Raw genomic sequence first — 16,974 nt, 5'->3', positions numbered from 1 at the left:
ACACGCCAATCGTGAGCCTGCCGCTGCACGCCGACACCGGCGCCGGCGTGTATACCGAATCGATGGGAACGATGCCGACCTCCAAGTGGCAGAACACGGCCTACTTCCGCGACGTGGTCTTCGTGCCGAATCCCTGACGCGATGGCCGGTACCGCTGCGGCGCCTGCGAGACCATTGGGGGTCTCGCGGGTGCCAGCGCAGCAATTCATCGACGATTCCACTTCTTGACTCCCATAAGCGTCTTATGGGACACTCTTCCCTAAGGTGATTATGGAGGAGCGGCCTCGCAAAGCTGACCTGTTGCAGGGCACCCTGGAGCTGTTGATCCTTCGGACCGTCGCCACGGGCGAGAAGCACGGCTACGAGATTGCCGAGTGGATTCACGTGGCGTCCGCCGACGCGCTTTCCGTGGAAGAAGGCGCGCTCTATCCGGCCTTGCATCGTCTGGAGTTGCGCGGCCTGCTCACCGCCCAATGGGACGTGTCGGAGAACAACCGTCGCGCCAAGTACTACCGGCTCACCGCAAGCGGCCGGAAGCGACTCAGCGACACGACAGAGTCCTGGCGGCGGACGAGCGCGGCGATCAACCGGGTGCTCGACGCCACCTGATACGAGGCAACAGTGGCCGAGTGGCTGAACAGTGTGGGTCTACGCGTCCGTGCGCTCTTCCGACGCGGGCGGCTGAATCAAGATCTGCACGATGAGATTGCCCATCATCTCGCGATGCGGGAGGCGAAGCTCCGCGCATCCGGCACGGCGCAGCCGGCCGCGCACGCCCGACGACAGTTTGGGAGTGTTGCGACGATACAGGAAGAGCTGCGTGAGAGTTGGACGTTCGCGCCGCACCTGGGCAACGTCCTTCAGGACCTGAGATACGCCGCGCGCATGCTCCGGCATAGCGCAGGATTTGCCGTCGCAGTCGTCCTGACGCTCGGCCTCGGCATCGGCGCCAACACGGCGTTCTTCAGCATCGTCAATGCCGCGCTGATTCGGCCGCTTGGCTATGCCGATGCGGATCGGCTCGTTGCCGTCCACGAGTCTTTTCCGGAATCCAATCTCGAGCACCTGCCGTTTTCTCCGTTGGATTTCGAAGATCTGCAACGCTATCAAGAAGCGTTCGATGGCGTCGCTGCATACCGGAGTATTCCGTTCGAGCTCTCGGGTCACGGGCTTTCAGAACAAGTGCAAGGCGCACGGGTGTCCGCGAGCTTGCTTCCCACGTTGGGCGTTGCGCCAATCGTCGGCCGCACATTCTCGACAAAAGAGGATCGTCCTGGCGTCCACGTGGCGATCCTGAGCTGGGGGCTGTGGCACAGGCGCTACGGGGCCGATCCGGCGATCGTTGGCCGCCGCATCACGCTCGATCGCCGCGCGTACACGGTGGTCGGCGTGATGCCGAGGACGTTCGTCTTTCCGCGCCGTGGGCCGCGGGTCAACCATGAGCCCGCGGACGTGTGGGTGCCGCTCGCGTTCACGGACCGCGAGCGGGTCGAGCGCGCTATGAATCTCACCAACAGCGTGGTCGCGCGCCTCAAGAGCGGCGTCTCGCTCGAGATGGCGCAGGCGCAGCTCGATGTGCTGTCCGGCCAGATTGCAGCCAACTATCCGTCGGTCGTCCTGAATGCCGGTTTCAGGCCGCACCTGTCTGCCGTGCCGTTGCGCGAGGACATCTCGGGGCGCTTCAGATTTCCGCTGCTGATGCTGCTTGCCGCAGGCGGCTTTGTTCTGTTGGTCGCCTGTGCCAACGTCGCGAACCTGATGCTGAGTCGAGCAGCGGGGCGGAATCGCGAGCTCGCTGTCCGCGCGGCACTGGGCGCCGGCCGTGGCCGGCTCATGCAGCTCCTGCTGTGTGAAGCGTTGCTGCTGTCGTTTGCTGGCGGTGCGCTCGGCGTCACGCTCGCCTACTGGAGCGTCGAGACAATTCCGGCGGTCCTTGCCAGCTCCGTTCCCGGCCTCCAGGATGTCACGCTGGATCTCCGCGTCCTTGCGTTTACGGCGATGACCTGTGTCGCCACGGGCCTGATCGTCGGGTTGCTTCCCCTAGCCACGCTCGATCGTCGTAGTCCAGGCGACGCTCTGCGCGCGGACACGTCCAGAACGACGGGTGCTCGGCAGAGACCACGGATGCAGCAAGCGTTCGTCATCTCTGCCGTCGGGCTGGCGTTCGTGCTGCTCGTGGGAGCGGGCCTTCTGCTCCGCAGTTTCTCGGCGCTGATTGCAACCAACCCAGGCTTTCGCGCGGCGCAGGTCCTCACGGTATCAATGACACTGCCGCAGACCACATACAACACTCCGGCCAGCGTGCGCACTTTTCATCGCGCGCTGCTCGGCGGTCTTGGGTCCGTGCCTGGCGTCCGCTACAGCTCGCTTGCGTCGGACTTCCCGCTGGGGGCCGTCGGAAATCTCAGGTTCGAGCCGGAAGGCTCGGCTCTTGCTAGCCGCGTGACGCCGATGACGAACCTCACGTCCGTGCAGGGACCGTACTTCGAGACGTTCGGCATGACCCTCCGCCATGGGCGCTTCTTCACGGAAGAGGAGCACTTGGAGGACCGGCGGGTCGTGATCGTGAACGAGAAGCTCGCCACTCGCTTCTGGCCCGGTGAGAATCCCATTGGCAAGCGTCTGAAATGGGGCAGTGTGGACAGCGTCTCTCCATGGTTGACGGTGGTCGGTGTTGTGGGAGACGTGGCCGACGGACCAATCGGTGTAGAGCCTGACGTGCACGCGTACCAGCCGTTCCGGCAGGCTCCTGACTTCTTTCTCGACCGTAGAGTCAAGACTGCGGTGCTCGTGCAGGGGAACGCCCGCGCCTTGTCCGCACGGATTCGAGAAGAGATTGCCAGGCTCGATCCGCAACTGGCGATCGAGAGCATCGCGCCGATGGAACAGCGTCTGCGCGATGCATTCGCACCCAGGCGCTTTAGCACGGGGCTCGTTATGGTGTGTGCTGCCGTGGCGCTGCTGCTCGCCTGGATCGGTCTGTACGGTCTTCTCGCCTTCAGCATTACCGAACGCCGCCGCGAGATTGCCGTCCGGCTCGCGCTCGGCGCCGAGCCTCGAGCCGTTGCCGGAATGGTCGTGGCGCAGGCCGCGCGGCTCGTCGCGGTTGGGCTGATCGTCGGCTTTGTGGCCTCGCTTGGTGTCACGCGTCTCGTGACGTCGCTGCTGTACGAGACGAATCACTACGATGCGATGACCTTTGTGATCGTTCCTCTCGTCGTGGCACTGGCGGCACTTCTGGCCTGTGCCGTGCCTGCGTGGCGAGCAGCGAGCGTCGAGCCGCTCAAGGCTCTCCGTGCTGAGTAATCAGGAGCTCGACATGCCGATGTTGTAGCCGTGCAGAAGGCGTCGGAAGAGTTCGGGCAGAGCACGTGCGCCGCCTGCCACAAGCTCTATCGTGAAGGTGACGAAGAGACGGGATTCCGATTCAAACCCGGCGTGTTCTGACGTAGGTCGGGACTGTGCTTGTTGCGCCCATGGCTGCATGACAGCATGATGGCATGAAAGATATGGTTGAATCGCCGGTTCAGGACATCGAGATCAAAGTTGTCGGCAAGAGCGGCCAGATCTCCTTGGGCAAGCGATACGCCGGAAAGACATTGCGTCTCGAGCGACGGGAAGACGGGACGGTCCTGCTGACGGCCGTTGCCATGGTGCCCGAGACCCAGCTCTGGACACTCGATGCACCCCACCGATCCCGCATTGCACGTGGGCTGGCATGGGCAGCGGCGAACAACCCTCGAGAGACCGACGTCGAGGAGCTCGTCAAGCGTAGACCGAGTCGGGCGAGGCGTGCTGGTGGCCGCGGGTAACCGCATTCGTCTGGACCTGAACAGCCCAGCGTTCGAGGATGTCTTCTTTCGCCTCCAGGTGGATGAGCTGAAACAAGTTGTGGCGCCCCTGGCCCGGCTGCGCGACTTCTCCGTGCGGGTCAGCCAGCGGATCCGCGCGGTGGCATTTCGTGACGGTGACTTCCTGCGTTTGATCTCGCTGCACCCAGATCATGACTCGGCCTACAAGCCGTAGCGTTGGGAACGAAGCGTCGGGAGGCGCGATCCTAACCTTCCCGCAGCACGCGTGCCGGATCGATGCGCGCTGCGCGCCTGGCCGGTAACCACGCGGCCAGAGCACCGACGCTTGCCAGTACCATCACGGCTGAAACGAACGTGAGCGGGTCGTGTGGTTCGAGCCCATAGAGCAAGGCCTCTACGAAGCGCGATGCCCACAGGCTGACGGCCGCCCCAAGCACGACACCCAGACTGATGAGGACGGCTGCGCGCCCAAGCACGAGCCGCACCACTTTGGCGCTGTCTGCACCCAACGCCATCCGGATGCCGATCTCGGCCCGACGGCGACTGATGGAATACGACATCACGCCGTAGAGACCGATCGCCGCCAGGAGCAGCGCAAGCGCTCCGAAGAAACCGGCCAGCATCGCCACGAGCCTCTCGGGGAGCAGCGACGCGTTGATTTGGTCAGCAACTAGCTGAAGAGAGAGCGACAGATTGCCATCAACCTTGCCGACTGCCGCCGCCACACTCTTCATCAGCAAAACAGGCGAGCCGACGCCGCTACGGACACCGATGTTGATGCCCGAGTCGATCCACGGCGCTGTGATCGAGCGGCTGCGGCCGGCCGAGTCCGGCTCTCGGCTGACCTGCGCCAGCGGAAAGTAGACAGTGGGCGGAATCGTCTCCCGGACGGAGCGATATGCGGCATCTTCGACCAGCCCGACAATCTCGATTGGGCCCGTTTGCGGTCGTTGAGTATCTGGGATCTGCTGGATCGCGCGGCCGATGGGGCTCGCCCCATCGAAGAACCTCCGCGCAAATCTCTCGTTGACGATGGCGACGGCCGGCGCCTCGGCACGATCGCGCGCATCGAAGTCACGGCCGGCCAGGAGTGTGATTCCGTAGGTGGCAAACCAGGCTGGGCTGATTGCGTTGATGTACGCACTGCTTTCGTCCTCCGAGAGCGGCGGCCTACCTGCGACCATGAAGTGGCTCTGCCAATCGTTACCGCTAATCGGCGACATCACGGACGCGGCGGCGTGAACCACACCCGGGGCCGCAACGACAGCATCGACCACTCGATGGAACAAGTCGACGCGTTGTGGGCGTTCGACAAGACTCCGCTGCGCGTCGACGCTGACCACGAGCACGGGATCCCGATCGAGTCCGAGATCGAGAGTGTTCAGCGTCGAGAGCGTTCGGATGAAGAGGCCGGCCGCGACGACGAGCACCAGCGCGAGGGCGATCTGACCGACGAGAAGGAGCTGGCCGAGCGCGTTTCGCCGGTGACCGGCAAGCGTGCGGCTGTGTTGCTTCAGCACGTCGTTTGGCTCGGCACGACCAGCCCGAAACGCCGGCACGACGCCCAAGAGCAGCGCCGTCCCGATGCCGACAGCGGCCGTGAACCCAATCACCCGCCAGTCGAGAGACAGGTCGAGAAACACCGTGTTGCCGAACGATGAAAGTTGCCGGAGCAGCAGGCGGCTGCCCCACTGCGCAAGCCCCAATCCGAGAACCGCACCTGCGCCCGCGAGCAGCATGCTTTCGACGAGCAGTTGTCGCATGAGCCTGAGCCGCGATGCGCCGAGCGCCCGACGCATGCTTAGCTCATGCCGGCGAGCGCTGGCGCGTGCGAGAAGCAGGTTGGCGATGTTGGCACAAGCGATCAAGAGGACGAGCCCGACGACAACCATCAGTGTGACCAGCGGGCGCTCGTAGTCGTCGCGGATGCGCGACGTGCCCGTGGCCGCGGGCACCATGGTGAGTGCGCCGCGCAGATAGCGTTCCTCCAGCGTGGCCTCCCGTATCTGTGGTTGCACAGCGCGCAGTGCACGCGTCGCGTCCTGAACGGTCTGGTCCGGCGTCAACCGAGCGATAATCTCGAGCCATCGGGTGGTGGGCCTATCCAGCCAGCTCTCGTCCGTTCGCACGAGCGGCTCGGTCCCAATCGGCACGGCTACGTCGAACGATCTGCCCACCATCGGGCCGAAGAACTCAGGTGGCGTGACGCCCACGATCGTAAACACCACGCGATTCAGCGTCAGGGAGGAGCCAACGATCTCGGCTCTCCCGCCAAACCGCTGCTGCCAGAATCTGTAGCTGATCATCACCACTGGACCGTCCGCGCCACCTCCGCGGCGGTCGTCTGCGGCCGTCAGCGTGCGGCCCAGCATCGGCTGGACGCCCAGGACATCGAAGAAGTCGCCACTGACCCATTGCCCTTCCACCAAGTCGGCCTGTCCGCCCGAGGCCAGGTCGAACCGTGCATTCCCCCAAGCTGCAACGCCAGCAAACAACTGAGAATGTCGATCGCGAATTTCCTCCCAGATGGGATTCGTCCACGAACCCTCATCGAGCAACACCAGCCGCTCGGGCGCCCGGACAGGCAATGTGCGAAGCAGCAGGCTATTCATGAGAGAGAAAATAGCCGTGTTCGCGCCAATGCCAAGCGCGAGAGAAAGCACCGCGACCAGCGTGAATCCAGGGCTGGCAGCCAGGACCCGAGATCCGTACCGCACGTCATGTGCGACCTCCTCGAGCCAGCGTGTACCACGAACCTCTCGGCACGCCTCCTTGGCCTGCTCGACGCCGCCGAGCTCCGTTGCAGCCCTGCGCCGCGCAGCCACCTCGCTCATCCCAGCCGCCACATCGGCCGCCACCTGGCGCTCGATGTGATCCCGCAGTTCCTGGTCGAGTCGTGCGTCGAGCTCACGGCGTCCTAAGAGTCTCTTCCACCAGGTCACGATACGTCTCCTCGGGCCGTCTGGGCTCCTTGTGGTAGTCCGATCGAGGTGATGCTCTGAGACTATTTACTTCGACATATACCTCATAATAGGTAGAAGTTCAAGGCATTGTCGCCCATGGTCGCCGGTGCGGTGCTGCGTGACGCAATGTCGGCGCCGGTCAGGACTGATCGGTGCGCCGGTAGGTTGGGAGGCACGCTTCCGCGCAAACGTTGTCTGTCTAGGTCGCCGCCACCGGACGATCCCGCAGCACGTCGATCGCCCAGGCCACATCGAGCCGCTCGCCGAGCCACTCCGGCGTGGCTGTGTGCGGGCTGATCCGGATACCGCGGCCGTCAGCCACGCAGTGCTGGGTGCGAGTGGGTCCCAGACGTCGCCGCCACGAGTGTCCCAGCGCGGAGCCGGCGGTGCGGTGGGGAGTGGCCGGCCATCCGGCCGGCAGACGACGACCGTCCCCTCAGCACCCCGCGTGATGGTGAAGCCCTCTTCGTGCACGGCCCTGTGATGCCGCTTGCACAGCAAGGTGAGGTTATCGAGCCGCGTCGCCGTCAGCCCAGTGGACAATGTGGTGGGCGTCACAGTACCGCGCCGAGCACGCCGGAAACTGGCAATGACGATCGCAAGCCGTGAGCGCCCGGCGGATCGCCGGCGGAATCGTCCGCCGCTTCCGGCCGACGTCGAGCACGGTGCCGTCTGGCGCATGCCGCATCACCACGGTCGACGCGTCGCAGGCGATGCGTCGCGACGTTTCAGCGGAAACGTACGTCCCATCGACATCTTCCAGCACCGCCTGGCCGGCGTCTGATGTGATCGCCTCCTCAGTGGCCAGCCCGGCGTCTGCTTTCAACGTGTCCTCGTCGACGTGGATCACCACCTGATAGCGATCGCCCGCCGTCCCTCGATCCAGATCGCTGGCCAGCGCGCTCTCGGCCAGGAGTCCGAGGGCATCGGCGCGGCGTTGGGCGGGCGTGATCTCCGCCGGACCATCGTCGTTTGGACCGGCCGCGGTCTCGCGAAAGAGCCGATCGCCCGCCGCCTCGAGCGCCCGTTGCACCACCGCCCCGAGCTCCGGCGTGAGCCGGCCGCGGATCACCAGCATCCCGTCCTCATCGACCCAAGTGTAGAGGGACCGCTGCTGATGGCGCCGCGCGGTCTCTCGCGTTTCCTCCAGCCGGTCGGCGCGGCGCCAGGCCCGGACCAACCGCTCCACGTGCGCCGCGGTGCCGCCCCGCGCTGCCCCCACGAGGCGCGTCTCATTTTCAGGCGTCGCGATCCGCGAGAGCGCGCGGACCTTCGAGTACGACAGCTCGCCCCGCTGCATGGCAGCACTGATCTGAGGCAGCCGCGCCAGGGCGCGCGCTACGCGCACCTTCTCGCGCGCCGCGCCAGGGTCGAGGCCGGTGCGCCAACTGAGCCAGTGCGCGCACGACACGCAGGCGCCGTCGTTCCAGCCGGCGCGCTTATCGAACTGCCGGATCAGGACCAGCAGCTCGTAGGTCGCGGCCTGAATGCGAGCCGACAGCTCGGCGATGGCAGCGCCCAGCCGTTCGATCTCCTCGTCGGACGTCGGCGCCTGGGTTCGCGGTTCAAGGATCGAGGTGTCCGAGGTCGGATGCAGTGATTCTTGAAGACGCATGGACCATCATAACCCCCGGGTTTTCAACCGCTTGTACGCCTCCAGGTGCTACGAAATGGCTCCAAGGGTCTCCGTGACCTTTCTTTGGGCGACACCGGGCGCCATAGGAACTGTATGAGTCTCCAGGAGGCATTCAGGCGCGCGGTTCCGACTACAAACCGCGCGTCGACAAATCCCTGTCAAGCAGAAAATGGGGTCCGGACCGGCGACATAGGTGACACTTTAGACTGCTGGGAACATGGGTGACAGTTTCCGGCATGCTGGAACATGCCCTGGAACGAGACCGCACCCATGAACGAGCGTGTGAAGTTCATTGCCAGCTACTTGAAGCATGACGAGAGCCTCAGGGCCCTGAGCCTGCGCTGACGAACGCACTGTTCAGCTCTCGTGGCTCTTCGATCCCAGTAAGCGCCGCGGTGCCGTAGATGAAGGTCGCCATCCCAGTGAACGCGCCGCTCTGCTCTTGGAGACTCATGAAGTTGGGAGCGGAAAGTGCATTCACCGCCTCGCCCGCCTGGTTGATCGTGAAGATCCGAACCAGGCGGTCCGGCTCCTCGAAAGGCAGGGAAAGGGTAGGGGCATGTGGAGCTCGGTGACGGTCTATACGGGTCTCGCCATCGCCGCCACCGGAGTTGGACTGATCGTCCGGCCCATCTGGCGCGGGCGCGGCGTGACACGTACACGCGGACTCGTAGTCGGTGCGGCGGGCGCAGTGATAGCTGGCATCGGGCTGCGCCTACCGGTTAGGGAGTCTCGGGTCACGAAAACGCACACGCGACTCGACGAGACCAGCCCCGTCTGGCAGTTTCGCGAGCGCCATGCCATCGAGATCGACGCTCCACCCACGCGTGTGTTCGAGGCTATCAAGCGTGTGCAAGCCGACGAGATCTTCTTGTTCCGCACGCTCACCTGGATGCGACGCGGAGGACGGCAGGCCTCCCAGAGCATTCTCAACCCGGGCAGCGCGGCACCTCTGCTGGATGTGGCGACGCGCAGCGGGTTCGTGCGACTCGCCGACGAGCCTCCGCACGAGCTCGTGGTTGGCACTGTGGTTCTAGCGCCCGTGGGACGACGTGAGCCACCGACGCCACAAACCTTCCAGGAGCCGCTGCCGCCCGGTTTCGCCACGGCAACCATGAACTTCCTGGTCAGCGCCGATGGAGCGGGCGGCTCGCGCCTGTCAACCGAAACGCGCGTGTTCGCCAACAGCGCGTCGGCGCGCCGGTGGTTTGCTGCGTACTGGCGCCTCATCTACCCCGGCAGCGCACTCATCCGGCAAATGTGGCTTCGTGCGATCAAACGGCGAGCGGGACGCGGCTCGCTCGCCGTTTGAGTCGCGCCGGCAACAACGGGCGGAACGGGAGTGCTTCAGTTGTCCCTTCGAGTGAACTGGTGATTCAGGGACCTGAGGTTGACAGAGGCCACCCACTGGATCGCCGGACCGTGACGCGTCCATCGGTCTCTTGACGCACCATGAACAGAGCGGCGCCCGGCGTCTCCTCGACCAGCCGCACGCCCTCCTCTGGCCCCAGGACGGCAGCGGCGGTGTCGAGGCCATCGGCGTCGAGGCCGCGGCGGGCGATGACAGTGGTTTGACTGCGGACCGTCATCGGCCAGCCAGTCCGAGGATCGAGAATGTGCGAGTAACGGCGACCGGCCACCGCCATCCACTGCTCGGCGTCTCCGGCGGTCGAGACGGCGGCGTGGTGTAGACGTAGCGTGAAGGGGCGCGGCGCACCCGGGACGTCGAGCGACGCCACTTCGATGGCCCAGCCGTCGCGGCCTGGGGGTGGGGCGGAGACGGCAATGTCACCGCCAATGGCTATGAGCCCGCGGGTGACCCCTGCACGTGCAAGGGCGACGAGTGCCTGATCAGCAGCATCACCCTTTGCGATGCCACCCACGTCGAGCGCCATGCCGGCACGGTCCAGCGTGACGGTCTGCGACGCCTCGTCGAGGCGCAGCAGGCGGAAGCCGGTCTTGGCCCTCGCGGCATCCACGCGTGCGGGAGCTGGCAGCTCGCCCAGGCGGCGCGCCCCGCGCCAGAGCCGTGTGAGTGGTCCACTCGTCACGTCGAAGGCTCCGTGCGAACGGGCAGCGAGGGACTGCGCGGCGGCCAGGACGCGAAAGAGATCGGCACTCACCGCGACCGCACCTTGGCCCGCCTTGCCGCACAGCTGTCTCAATTCGCTGGTGGATTGGTAGTCGCTCAGTGTGCGATCGAGCGCGGCGAGGCGGTCGAATGCCGCGCGTGAGGCGTGTACTGCCTGTCTCTCGTCGCGGGCATAGAGCACGAGGCGCACGAGCGTGCCCATGTGCGGCTCGTGGAACTCGTAGCGCGTGAGTGCGACCTCTGTTCGTGGGTGGAAGGTGATACGGGGCTGTTCGGTCGAGTCGGCCTGGCAGGACAGCGCGTCGCCGGCACCGGCGGCGCCGAGCACAATCACTACGAGCAGAGTGGAGCGCACGAAACGGATGATGTCAGCATGCCGCGTCACCCCTACGATTATCCCATTGGCAACGCGCGGCCTAAAGGCCCCGCGCTACGCCCATCACATTTCGTTTGTAGCGCGCGGATTTCAGGCCGCGCGGGCGGGCGACCGCCTTACGAACGGCAGGCGACGCAGGCGCTCGCCGGTCAGGTGGAACCAGGCGTTGGCGACCGCCGGCGCGACCGGTGGCACGCCCGGCTCACCGACGCCCGTCGGCGGCTGCGCAGACGGGACGATATGGACGTCGATAGCGGGCATGTCCTGGATGCGCAGCGGCAGGTAGTTGTGGAAGTTGGACTGCCGCGCACGGCCCCGCTCGATTGTGATCTCGTTGTAGAGTGCCGACCCCAGACCGTAGCCGATGCCGCCCTCCATCTGCGCGCGGATCACGTCCGGATTGATGGCGATACCGCAATCGACGACGCACACGATCCGCTCGACCTTGGGCTGGCCGTTCGACCCGCGCGAGACCTCCGCGACCTGCGCGACGAAGCTGCTGAACGATTCGTGGACGGCGATTCCGCGTGCGCGTCCCTCGGGCAACGGCGTGCCCCAGCCGGCCTTCTCTGCGGCGAGCTCCAGCACCGCGAGATGTCGCGGATGGCCGGCCAGGAGTTGTCGGCGAAGCTCGAGCGGGTCCTTCTTCGCGACCGACGCTGGAAACGGACGCTTCAGCGAGATGTCCCTACCTGGTCGCTGGGGCCCGTTCGCCGTGAGCGTGGCCCTTCGGCTCGCTTCGCGGCTCGGCATAGTGAACGCGGTAAGATGAACGATGTTGCCCCTGACCGCATCGGCGGTTGCTCGAAATATCTGATTAGAGGGTAGCGGCGCAAGCTGATGCGCGTCACTAGCGGGTCGTGCCATTGCGCTTGCCAAACGCGCCACAGAGCCATTTCGCATGAATCGCACATTTAGGCTCACGAGTCTCTTCTTTCGCAGGCTTCACGAGCTGGGCTTACCGAGAGAGCTGTTGTTTGCACGGGCGGGCTTACCGACAGAGCTGCTCGGGCAGGACCCGGTCGCGGTCACCACGCAGCAGCTCTTCGAGCTCTGGCGGGCCATCGGCGACAGTAGTGACAATCCCGCGATAGGGCTCGAGATCGGGACCGAGCAGCGGATCGAGCGCTACGACCCGGTGGCGATGACGGGGCTGTACGCGCGCTTCTTTGGGGATGCGCTGACGCGGCTTGCGCGTTACAAGCAGCTCACCTGTCCAGAGGAAGTCCAGATCGTCCCCGACGGCGACGCCTGCATCGTCCAGTTCGGGTGGCCGCTCGCGACACAGGCGGAGCCTCCCGTGCTGGTCGACGTCTGCTTTGCGTGGGTGCTGACGATCGGCAGACGCGGCACCGCCACGTCACTCTCGCCTCGACGGGTGGAGCTCAGGCATCAGACGACGCATCGGGAGATGTACGAGGCGTACTTCCAGTGTGCCGTGCATGCTGGGGCGAGTCGGAACGCGCTGATCTTCGACACGGTCGATCTGGATCGGCCGTTCGTGACCCACAACCCGGAGCTGCTGCGCCTGCTGACGCCGCACCTCGATGCGGAGCTGTCTCAATACGTCGATGCGCGATCGACGAGCGATCGCGTGAAGGCGGTGCTGAAGCAACTGCTGGTCGGGCAGCGTCCGGCGATGCGCGATGTTGCGCGCGACCTGGCTGTCAGCCCGCGGACGCTACAGCGGCGCCTGAACGACGAAGGCGTCAGCTTCCAGCAACTACTGCTCGACGCGCGTCGCGAGCTCGCGCGTCACTATTTGTTGCAACCATCGCTGGAGCTGAACGAGGCGGCGTACTTGCTCGGATACGGTGATCCCAATTCGTTCTTCCGTGCCTTTCATCACTGGGAAGGCACGTCGCCGGGCCAGTGGCGCGCCGTTCACATGGAGGCCCCGCGGATCGAGGCATCGGCGCCCTCGCGCGCGGAGGCGTGAGCCACGGTCTGCCGGTTCGCCATGCGCCCAGAGCCCACTTGAATTAACTGCCGTAATGCAGGGCTGACGATGTGAGGTGCAGGTATGCCTGGCCGAAGCGACGTGAGTATCTGGGCGTTGGGCGACCTCTGTACGCCGTGGTGCATCCACGTCGTTGCGACGCTTCGGATTGGAGATCGCGTAGCGGAGGGAATCAGCGACATCGATGATCTTGCTGCGGCGTCTGGGGCCGATTCGGATGCTCTTCACAGAGTGCTGAGGCATCTCGTCACCAAGGGCCTGTTCGAGGAGCCCGGCGTATGGACGCTTTGCCATGAACGAGGCAGCTCGTGCGCTGTTGGACTCGGGGGTACAGCTTGGCTTCGTGGTCAAGAACGTCCTTGCCGACTGGCCCGACCGCGAGGCGCTTGCGCTCCTGACGCGCTGTGCAGAGGCAGCGCGCCCAGGTGGGCGCGTGGTCCTGCTGGGCGGCGTCTCGCCCGACGAGGACGGTGGTCCGTCACCGGAGCTGCTGATGATGGTGCTTGTTGGCGGGAGAAATCGAACGCTGAGCGAGTTCCGCGACCTGGCTCGCGACGCCGGATTGGACGTGCACGCCGCGGAACGACAGCCGTCGGGCCGCTATGTCGTCGAGTGTCGTCCGGCCGGCTCGTAGCCTACGAACGTGTCTCGGACGTTTCCAGCAGGCTCGCGGCATCAACTTGACTCCACCGTTCCACGCACCGGCCCTCGGCGAACTTCAAGATGGTGATTCCTGGTAGATGGACCGATTTCCCTGTAGCCGGTAGACCCTGGAACTCGCCCAAGTGCTTCGCCTGATGACAAAGCGGCACGCGACCCTGTCGTCTGCGGCAAAGACATCCTCGAAGACAATTTGTGACCTAGGAAATGCTGAGCAGAAACCTTCGTAGAACTGTCGGATACCGCTGAGCCATGGCGGCACGTTGGCGTACCCGTGGAGCACTGCATCGGCGCTGTAGAGGCGGAGGTAGCCGTCAAGGTCGCCGCAGTTCCAGCGTCCTCTAGCTTCCTCGAGCGCGCTCATGTTTGCGTGTGTTGACATAACCCCCTCCACGCTCGCACCGCCGTCCCGAATCTATTGTTCGCTCGACGGCGGAACCAAGTTCTTCGCGCGCAGATAGACCGTGCTGATGCCGTACATCTCGGCGCCATGAGCGAGGAGCCCAACGAGCGCGGCGGCCTTCGCAACCTCCCCCTGGCCCTGCTTGACAGATTCCATAGCATTCGCATCAGTCAAAGACGCGAACGCATCGTCGCAAAAGGCGAACGAGTCAGCAAGAGCCTTTACGAACGCGGCTTTTGTCTTCAGCTCTTGTTCGAGATTTCGGGATTGATTGGGGTTGGGAACTCCGTTGATCGCCGCGCACGTAGTGAATTGGCCGTCAGCAACGTGTGCAAAGATTTGCCCGTAGCTGCGAACTTCCGGCATCGAGCTGGGCTTGGAATCGTAGTCTGCGGCCGGCATTTTGTCGGCCGCCCGGGTCAGATTCATCTTGAGTCCGCTATAGCCAGCCTGCAGGTACCGAGCGAGCCCGATTTTCTGGCCCTTTGGTATTGGCTGTGCCGGTGCCGTGACCGCGAAGAGCAGGACTGGGGCGGACGCGATGAGAAGACGTACCATGGCTTACCTCCTTGGCTCGTGGCGCGCTCGACGGCAATGTGCGGATCTGCGATACCTCCCATTAGACACCGCATCAGACGCGTTGACTTTATGGCCCAGGGGATGCCTTCGCCCTGGCTCAAGCGGATTGTTACCTATGTCCCCGGTCCGGACCCATTTTTTGCTTGACAGGATTTTTTCGACGAGTGATCCGCAATTGGGACCCAGCGTCTGGATGCCTCCTGAAGGCGCATGCGGCCCTTGTGGCGACAGTCGATGGCCAAATGAAGGTCGCGGAGACCCTCGAACCGATTGAGTGGTACCTGGAGGCGTACAAGCGGTTACAAATACGGTGGTTATCATGGTTCATGTCGACTCCAGCACTTCTAGAAACAACCCCCGACACCTCGATCCCTGCGGTGCTCGCTGACGCCCCGACCCCTCCGTCGGAGGAGGAGATCGAACAACTGGGCGATGCGATCGCCGAGCTGTCGGCTCGCATTCAGGCGGCGACCTACGAGCTGCTGGTCCTGATCCGGCAGTTCGATCAGCGCGCCGGCTGGAACGACGGCAGCTGTCTCTCCTGCGCGCACTGGCTCAGTTGGCGGACCGGCCTCGACCCCGGCGCCGCGCGCGAGAAGGTGCGCGTGGCGCACGCCCTGGCGAGGCTCCCCCAGATCAGTACCGCGATGCAGCGCGGCGAGCTGTCGTACTCAAAGGTCCGCGCGCTCAGCAGGATCGCAACGCCGGACAATGAGACGCGGCTTCTGCGTGCAGCGCAGGGCGGCACGGCGGCGCACGTCGAGCGATTGGTCCGCGCCTGGCGGCGTGCCGACCGCCTGGAGGAAGCGCGCGAGACCGCGCGGCGCCATCAGCAGCGGTCCCTTCACACCTGGGTCGATGAGGACGGGATGCTGGTCATCCGCGGCCGGCTCGCACCGGAGCTCGGGGCCGTGGTGCAACGGGCGCTCGAGGCAGCGAGCGATCGGCTGCTTCGCGAAAGTGTTGCCGACGCCCGTGACGACGGCACCGTGGAAATCACTCCGGCCCAACGCCGCGCCGACGCGCTTGGGCTCCTGGCCGAGAGCGCCCTGGCCAGTGACTTGGATCCCGGGACGTCGGGCGATCGGTATCAGGTGGTGGTCCACGTCGACGAGGACACGCTGAACGCGGACGGCGGATCGGCCGCAGAGGAGGTGGTCGCGCCCGACGCCGGCCAGGCGGTGCTGGAGGACGTCGACGCCGCGCGCGTTTCCGCTGAAACGTCGCGACGCCTTGCCTGCGATGCGTCCACCGTGGTGATGCGGCATGCGCCAGACGGCACGGTGCTCGACGTCGGGCGGAAGCGGCGGACGATTCCCCCGGCGATCCGCCGGGCGCTGACCGCCCGCGATCGCCACTGCCAGTTTCCCGGCTGTACGGCGCGGCACTGCGAGGCCCACCATCTTGTTCACTGGGCCGACGGAGGCGCCACGGGGCTGACCAATCTCGCCTTGGTCTGCAAACGCCACCATAGAGCGGTGCATGAAGAGGGCTTCACGCTCACGCGGGCCCCGGACGGGACGGTCCGCGTCTGCCGGCCGGATGGGCGGCCGCTGCCAGCCTCTCCGCCAGTCCCGCGCTGGTGCAGCGCCTGCAGCCCCGTTCGTGACCCGCTGGCCCCCATCGCCGCGCGGCTCGCGTCCGCCGACATCCAGATCGGGCCTCACACAGCGACGCCGGAGTGGTATGGCGAGCGATTCGACGTGGGCTGGGCGGTCGAGGTCCTACGGGATCGTCCGAGGGACGTGGCCCCAGGGGGTGACGTTTCCGCGGGAACGTCGGTCGCGACGTAGCACGGAAGAGAGCATCGGAACGCGGGTATCCGCGGCCTTCGCTGCCTGAGATCGCGTAGCAGACTATGTTCCCGACACAGCCGCCCATGCGCCGCGTGTAAACTCCCGGTGAGGTGCCCATGCCGCATTTGCCGCTCAAGCCGCTCGTTGCAGTAGGTCTCGTCCTGTTTGCCGTGGCGACCGCGGCGGCACTCCAGCCGGACAGGACTCCCGAACCGAAGCGATGGTGGATGGAGGAGCCGTTCCGTCTGGTGCAGACGAATCTGCGGGAGACGGATTCAGGTCTCGACGCCAAGCGACTGGTCGAGCAGCTCGCTGACTTCCCGGCCAACGTCCTCCTCTTCGGGATGGGCGGCATCGTCGCCCACTACAACACGGCGATCGCCTTCCATCGTCGGAGCCCACACATGCCGCCTGGGCAAGATACCTTCGGCGACGTGCTCGAGGAGGCGCACGCCCGGGGCATTCGCGTGATCGGTCGCTTCGACTTCAGCAAGGCGCCGAAGCTGGCGTTCGACGCGAATCCGGAGTGGTTCTTTCGCAAGGCAAACGGCGAGCCGGCGATCTACAACGGCCTGTATGCGACCTGCATCAATGGCTACTACCGCGAGCCGGCGATGCAGATTCTCACGGAAGCGCTGGGGCGCTACGACGTGGACGGCCTGTTCTTCAACATGTTCGGTCAGCCCTCGTCGGACTA

General features: G+C 65.2%; 15 protein-coding genes and 1 pseudogene. 9 read left to right on the top strand and 7 right to left on the bottom strand.

Translation table 11 applies throughout. The features are described from left to right. Positions 1-270: 270 nt before the first annotated feature. The 4 genes from GEV06_24965 (at position 271) to GEV06_24950 (ending at position 4,026) form a co-directional block, all read left to right on the top strand. The gene (locus GEV06_24965) at positions 271-609 is read left to right on the top strand and encodes a PadR family transcriptional regulator (GenBank protein ID MPZ21122.1); all 339 of its coding nucleotides are present in this window, start codon (positions 271-273) and stop codon (positions 607-609) included. Positions 610-621: 12 nt separating this feature from the next. Then, positions 622-3,306, top strand: coding sequence for an FtsX-like permease family protein (locus GEV06_24960; protein MPZ21121.1), 2,685 nt, complete (start codon positions 622-624; stop codon positions 3,304-3,306). A 194-nt stretch (positions 3,307-3,500) separates the two neighbouring features. Next, positions 3,501-3,812: a hypothetical protein gene (locus GEV06_24955; GenBank protein ID MPZ21120.1), complete on the top strand. Its 312-nt coding sequence runs from the start codon at positions 3,501-3,503 to the stop codon at positions 3,810-3,812. Continuing rightward, positions 3,799-4,026: a hypothetical protein gene (locus GEV06_24950; GenBank protein MPZ21119.1), complete on the top strand. Its 228-nt coding sequence runs from the start codon at positions 3,799-3,801 to the stop codon at positions 4,024-4,026. Before GEV06_24955 ends, GEV06_24950 begins: the two co-directional genes overlap by 14 nt. 31 nt (positions 4,027-4,057) lie before the next feature. On the opposite strand, the gene GEV06_24945 is transcribed toward GEV06_24950, so the two are convergent. Continuing rightward, the gene (locus GEV06_24945) at positions 4,058-6,754 is read right to left on the bottom strand and encodes an FtsX-like permease family protein (protein ID MPZ21118.1); all 2,697 of its coding nucleotides are present in this window, start codon (positions 6,752-6,754) and stop codon (positions 4,058-4,060) included. Positions 6,755-7,283: 529 nt separating this feature from the next. Beyond that, on the bottom strand, positions 7,284-8,390 hold the full coding sequence (locus tag GEV06_24940) for a DUF222 domain-containing protein (GenBank protein MPZ21117.1): 1,107 nt from the start codon (positions 8,388-8,390) through the stop codon (positions 7,284-7,286). A gap of 580 nt (positions 8,391-8,970) precedes the next feature. Between GEV06_24940 and GEV06_24935 the strand changes: the two genes are divergently transcribed. Beyond that, positions 8,971-9,723: a hypothetical protein gene (locus GEV06_24935; GenBank protein MPZ21116.1), complete on the top strand. Its 753-nt coding sequence runs from the start codon at positions 8,971-8,973 to the stop codon at positions 9,721-9,723. A 64-nt stretch (positions 9,724-9,787) separates the two neighbouring features. Here GEV06_24935 and GEV06_24930 read toward each other — a convergent pair whose 3' ends face one another. Further along, positions 9,788-10,888: an FAD:protein FMN transferase gene (locus GEV06_24930; protein MPZ21115.1), complete on the bottom strand. Its 1,101-nt coding sequence runs from the start codon at positions 10,886-10,888 to the stop codon at positions 9,788-9,790. An 81-nt stretch (positions 10,889-10,969) separates the two neighbouring features. Further along, complete coding sequence (locus GEV06_24925) at positions 10,970-11,782, bottom strand: molybdopterin-dependent oxidoreductase (protein ID MPZ21114.1); 813 nt, start codon at positions 11,780-11,782, stop codon at positions 10,970-10,972. Here GEV06_24925 and GEV06_24920 point away from each other — a divergent pair. Together GEV06_24920 and GEV06_24915 are read left to right on the top strand one after the other, a co-directional pair. After that, entirely contained in the window at positions 11,781-12,818 is a 1,038-nt protein-coding gene (locus tag GEV06_24920; GenBank protein MPZ21113.1) for a helix-turn-helix domain-containing protein, read from the top strand. The genes GEV06_24925 and GEV06_24920 overlap by 2 nt on opposite strands. A gap of 84 nt (positions 12,819-12,902) precedes the next feature. Further along, a pseudogene (locus GEV06_24915) lies at positions 12,903-13,473 on the top strand (hypothetical protein). 1 nt (position 13,474) lies between these two features. Here GEV06_24915 and GEV06_24910 read toward each other — a convergent pair. Genes GEV06_24910 through GEV06_24900 form a run of 3 tightly spaced genes read right to left on the bottom strand, consistent with a single transcriptional unit; the run spans position 13,475 to position 14,460 of the window. After that, entirely contained in the window at positions 13,475-13,651 is a 177-nt protein-coding gene (locus GEV06_24910) for a hypothetical protein (GenBank protein ID MPZ21112.1), read from the bottom strand. After that, positions 13,558-13,881: a hypothetical protein gene (locus tag GEV06_24905; protein MPZ21111.1), complete on the bottom strand. Its 324-nt coding sequence runs from the start codon at positions 13,879-13,881 to the stop codon at positions 13,558-13,560. The genes GEV06_24910 and GEV06_24905 overlap by 94 nt, the downstream gene beginning before the upstream one ends. A 33-nt stretch (positions 13,882-13,914) precedes the next feature. Further along, positions 13,915-14,460, bottom strand: a complete 546-nt coding sequence (locus tag GEV06_24900) for a DinB family protein (GenBank protein MPZ21110.1) — start codon at positions 14,458-14,460, stop codon at positions 13,915-13,917. A gap of 263 nt (positions 14,461-14,723) precedes the next feature. On the opposite strand from GEV06_24900, the gene GEV06_24895 reads away from it, so the two are divergent. Together GEV06_24895 and GEV06_24890 are read left to right on the top strand one after the other, a co-directional pair. Then, positions 14,724-16,274 carry a DUF222 domain-containing protein gene (locus GEV06_24895; GenBank protein ID MPZ21109.1) on the top strand — a complete coding sequence of 517 codons (1,551 nt, stop codon included), beginning with the start codon at positions 14,724-14,726 and terminating at the stop codon, positions 16,272-16,274. Positions 16,275-16,393: 119 nt separating this feature from the next. Further along, positions 16,394-16,974, top strand: a 581-nt coding sequence (locus tag GEV06_24890; protein MPZ21108.1) for a family 10 glycosylhydrolase, incomplete at its 3' end; no start/stop codon positions are given.

Origin of the sequence: Luteitalea sp. (assembly GCA_009377605.1) — a bacterium.
In the GTDB taxonomy this organism is placed as follows: domain Bacteria; phylum Acidobacteriota; class Vicinamibacteria; order Vicinamibacterales; family Vicinamibacteraceae; genus WHTT01.
The sequence above is the reverse complement of the archived record's forward strand: the minus strand, read 5'-3'. Positions and strand labels throughout refer to the sequence as shown.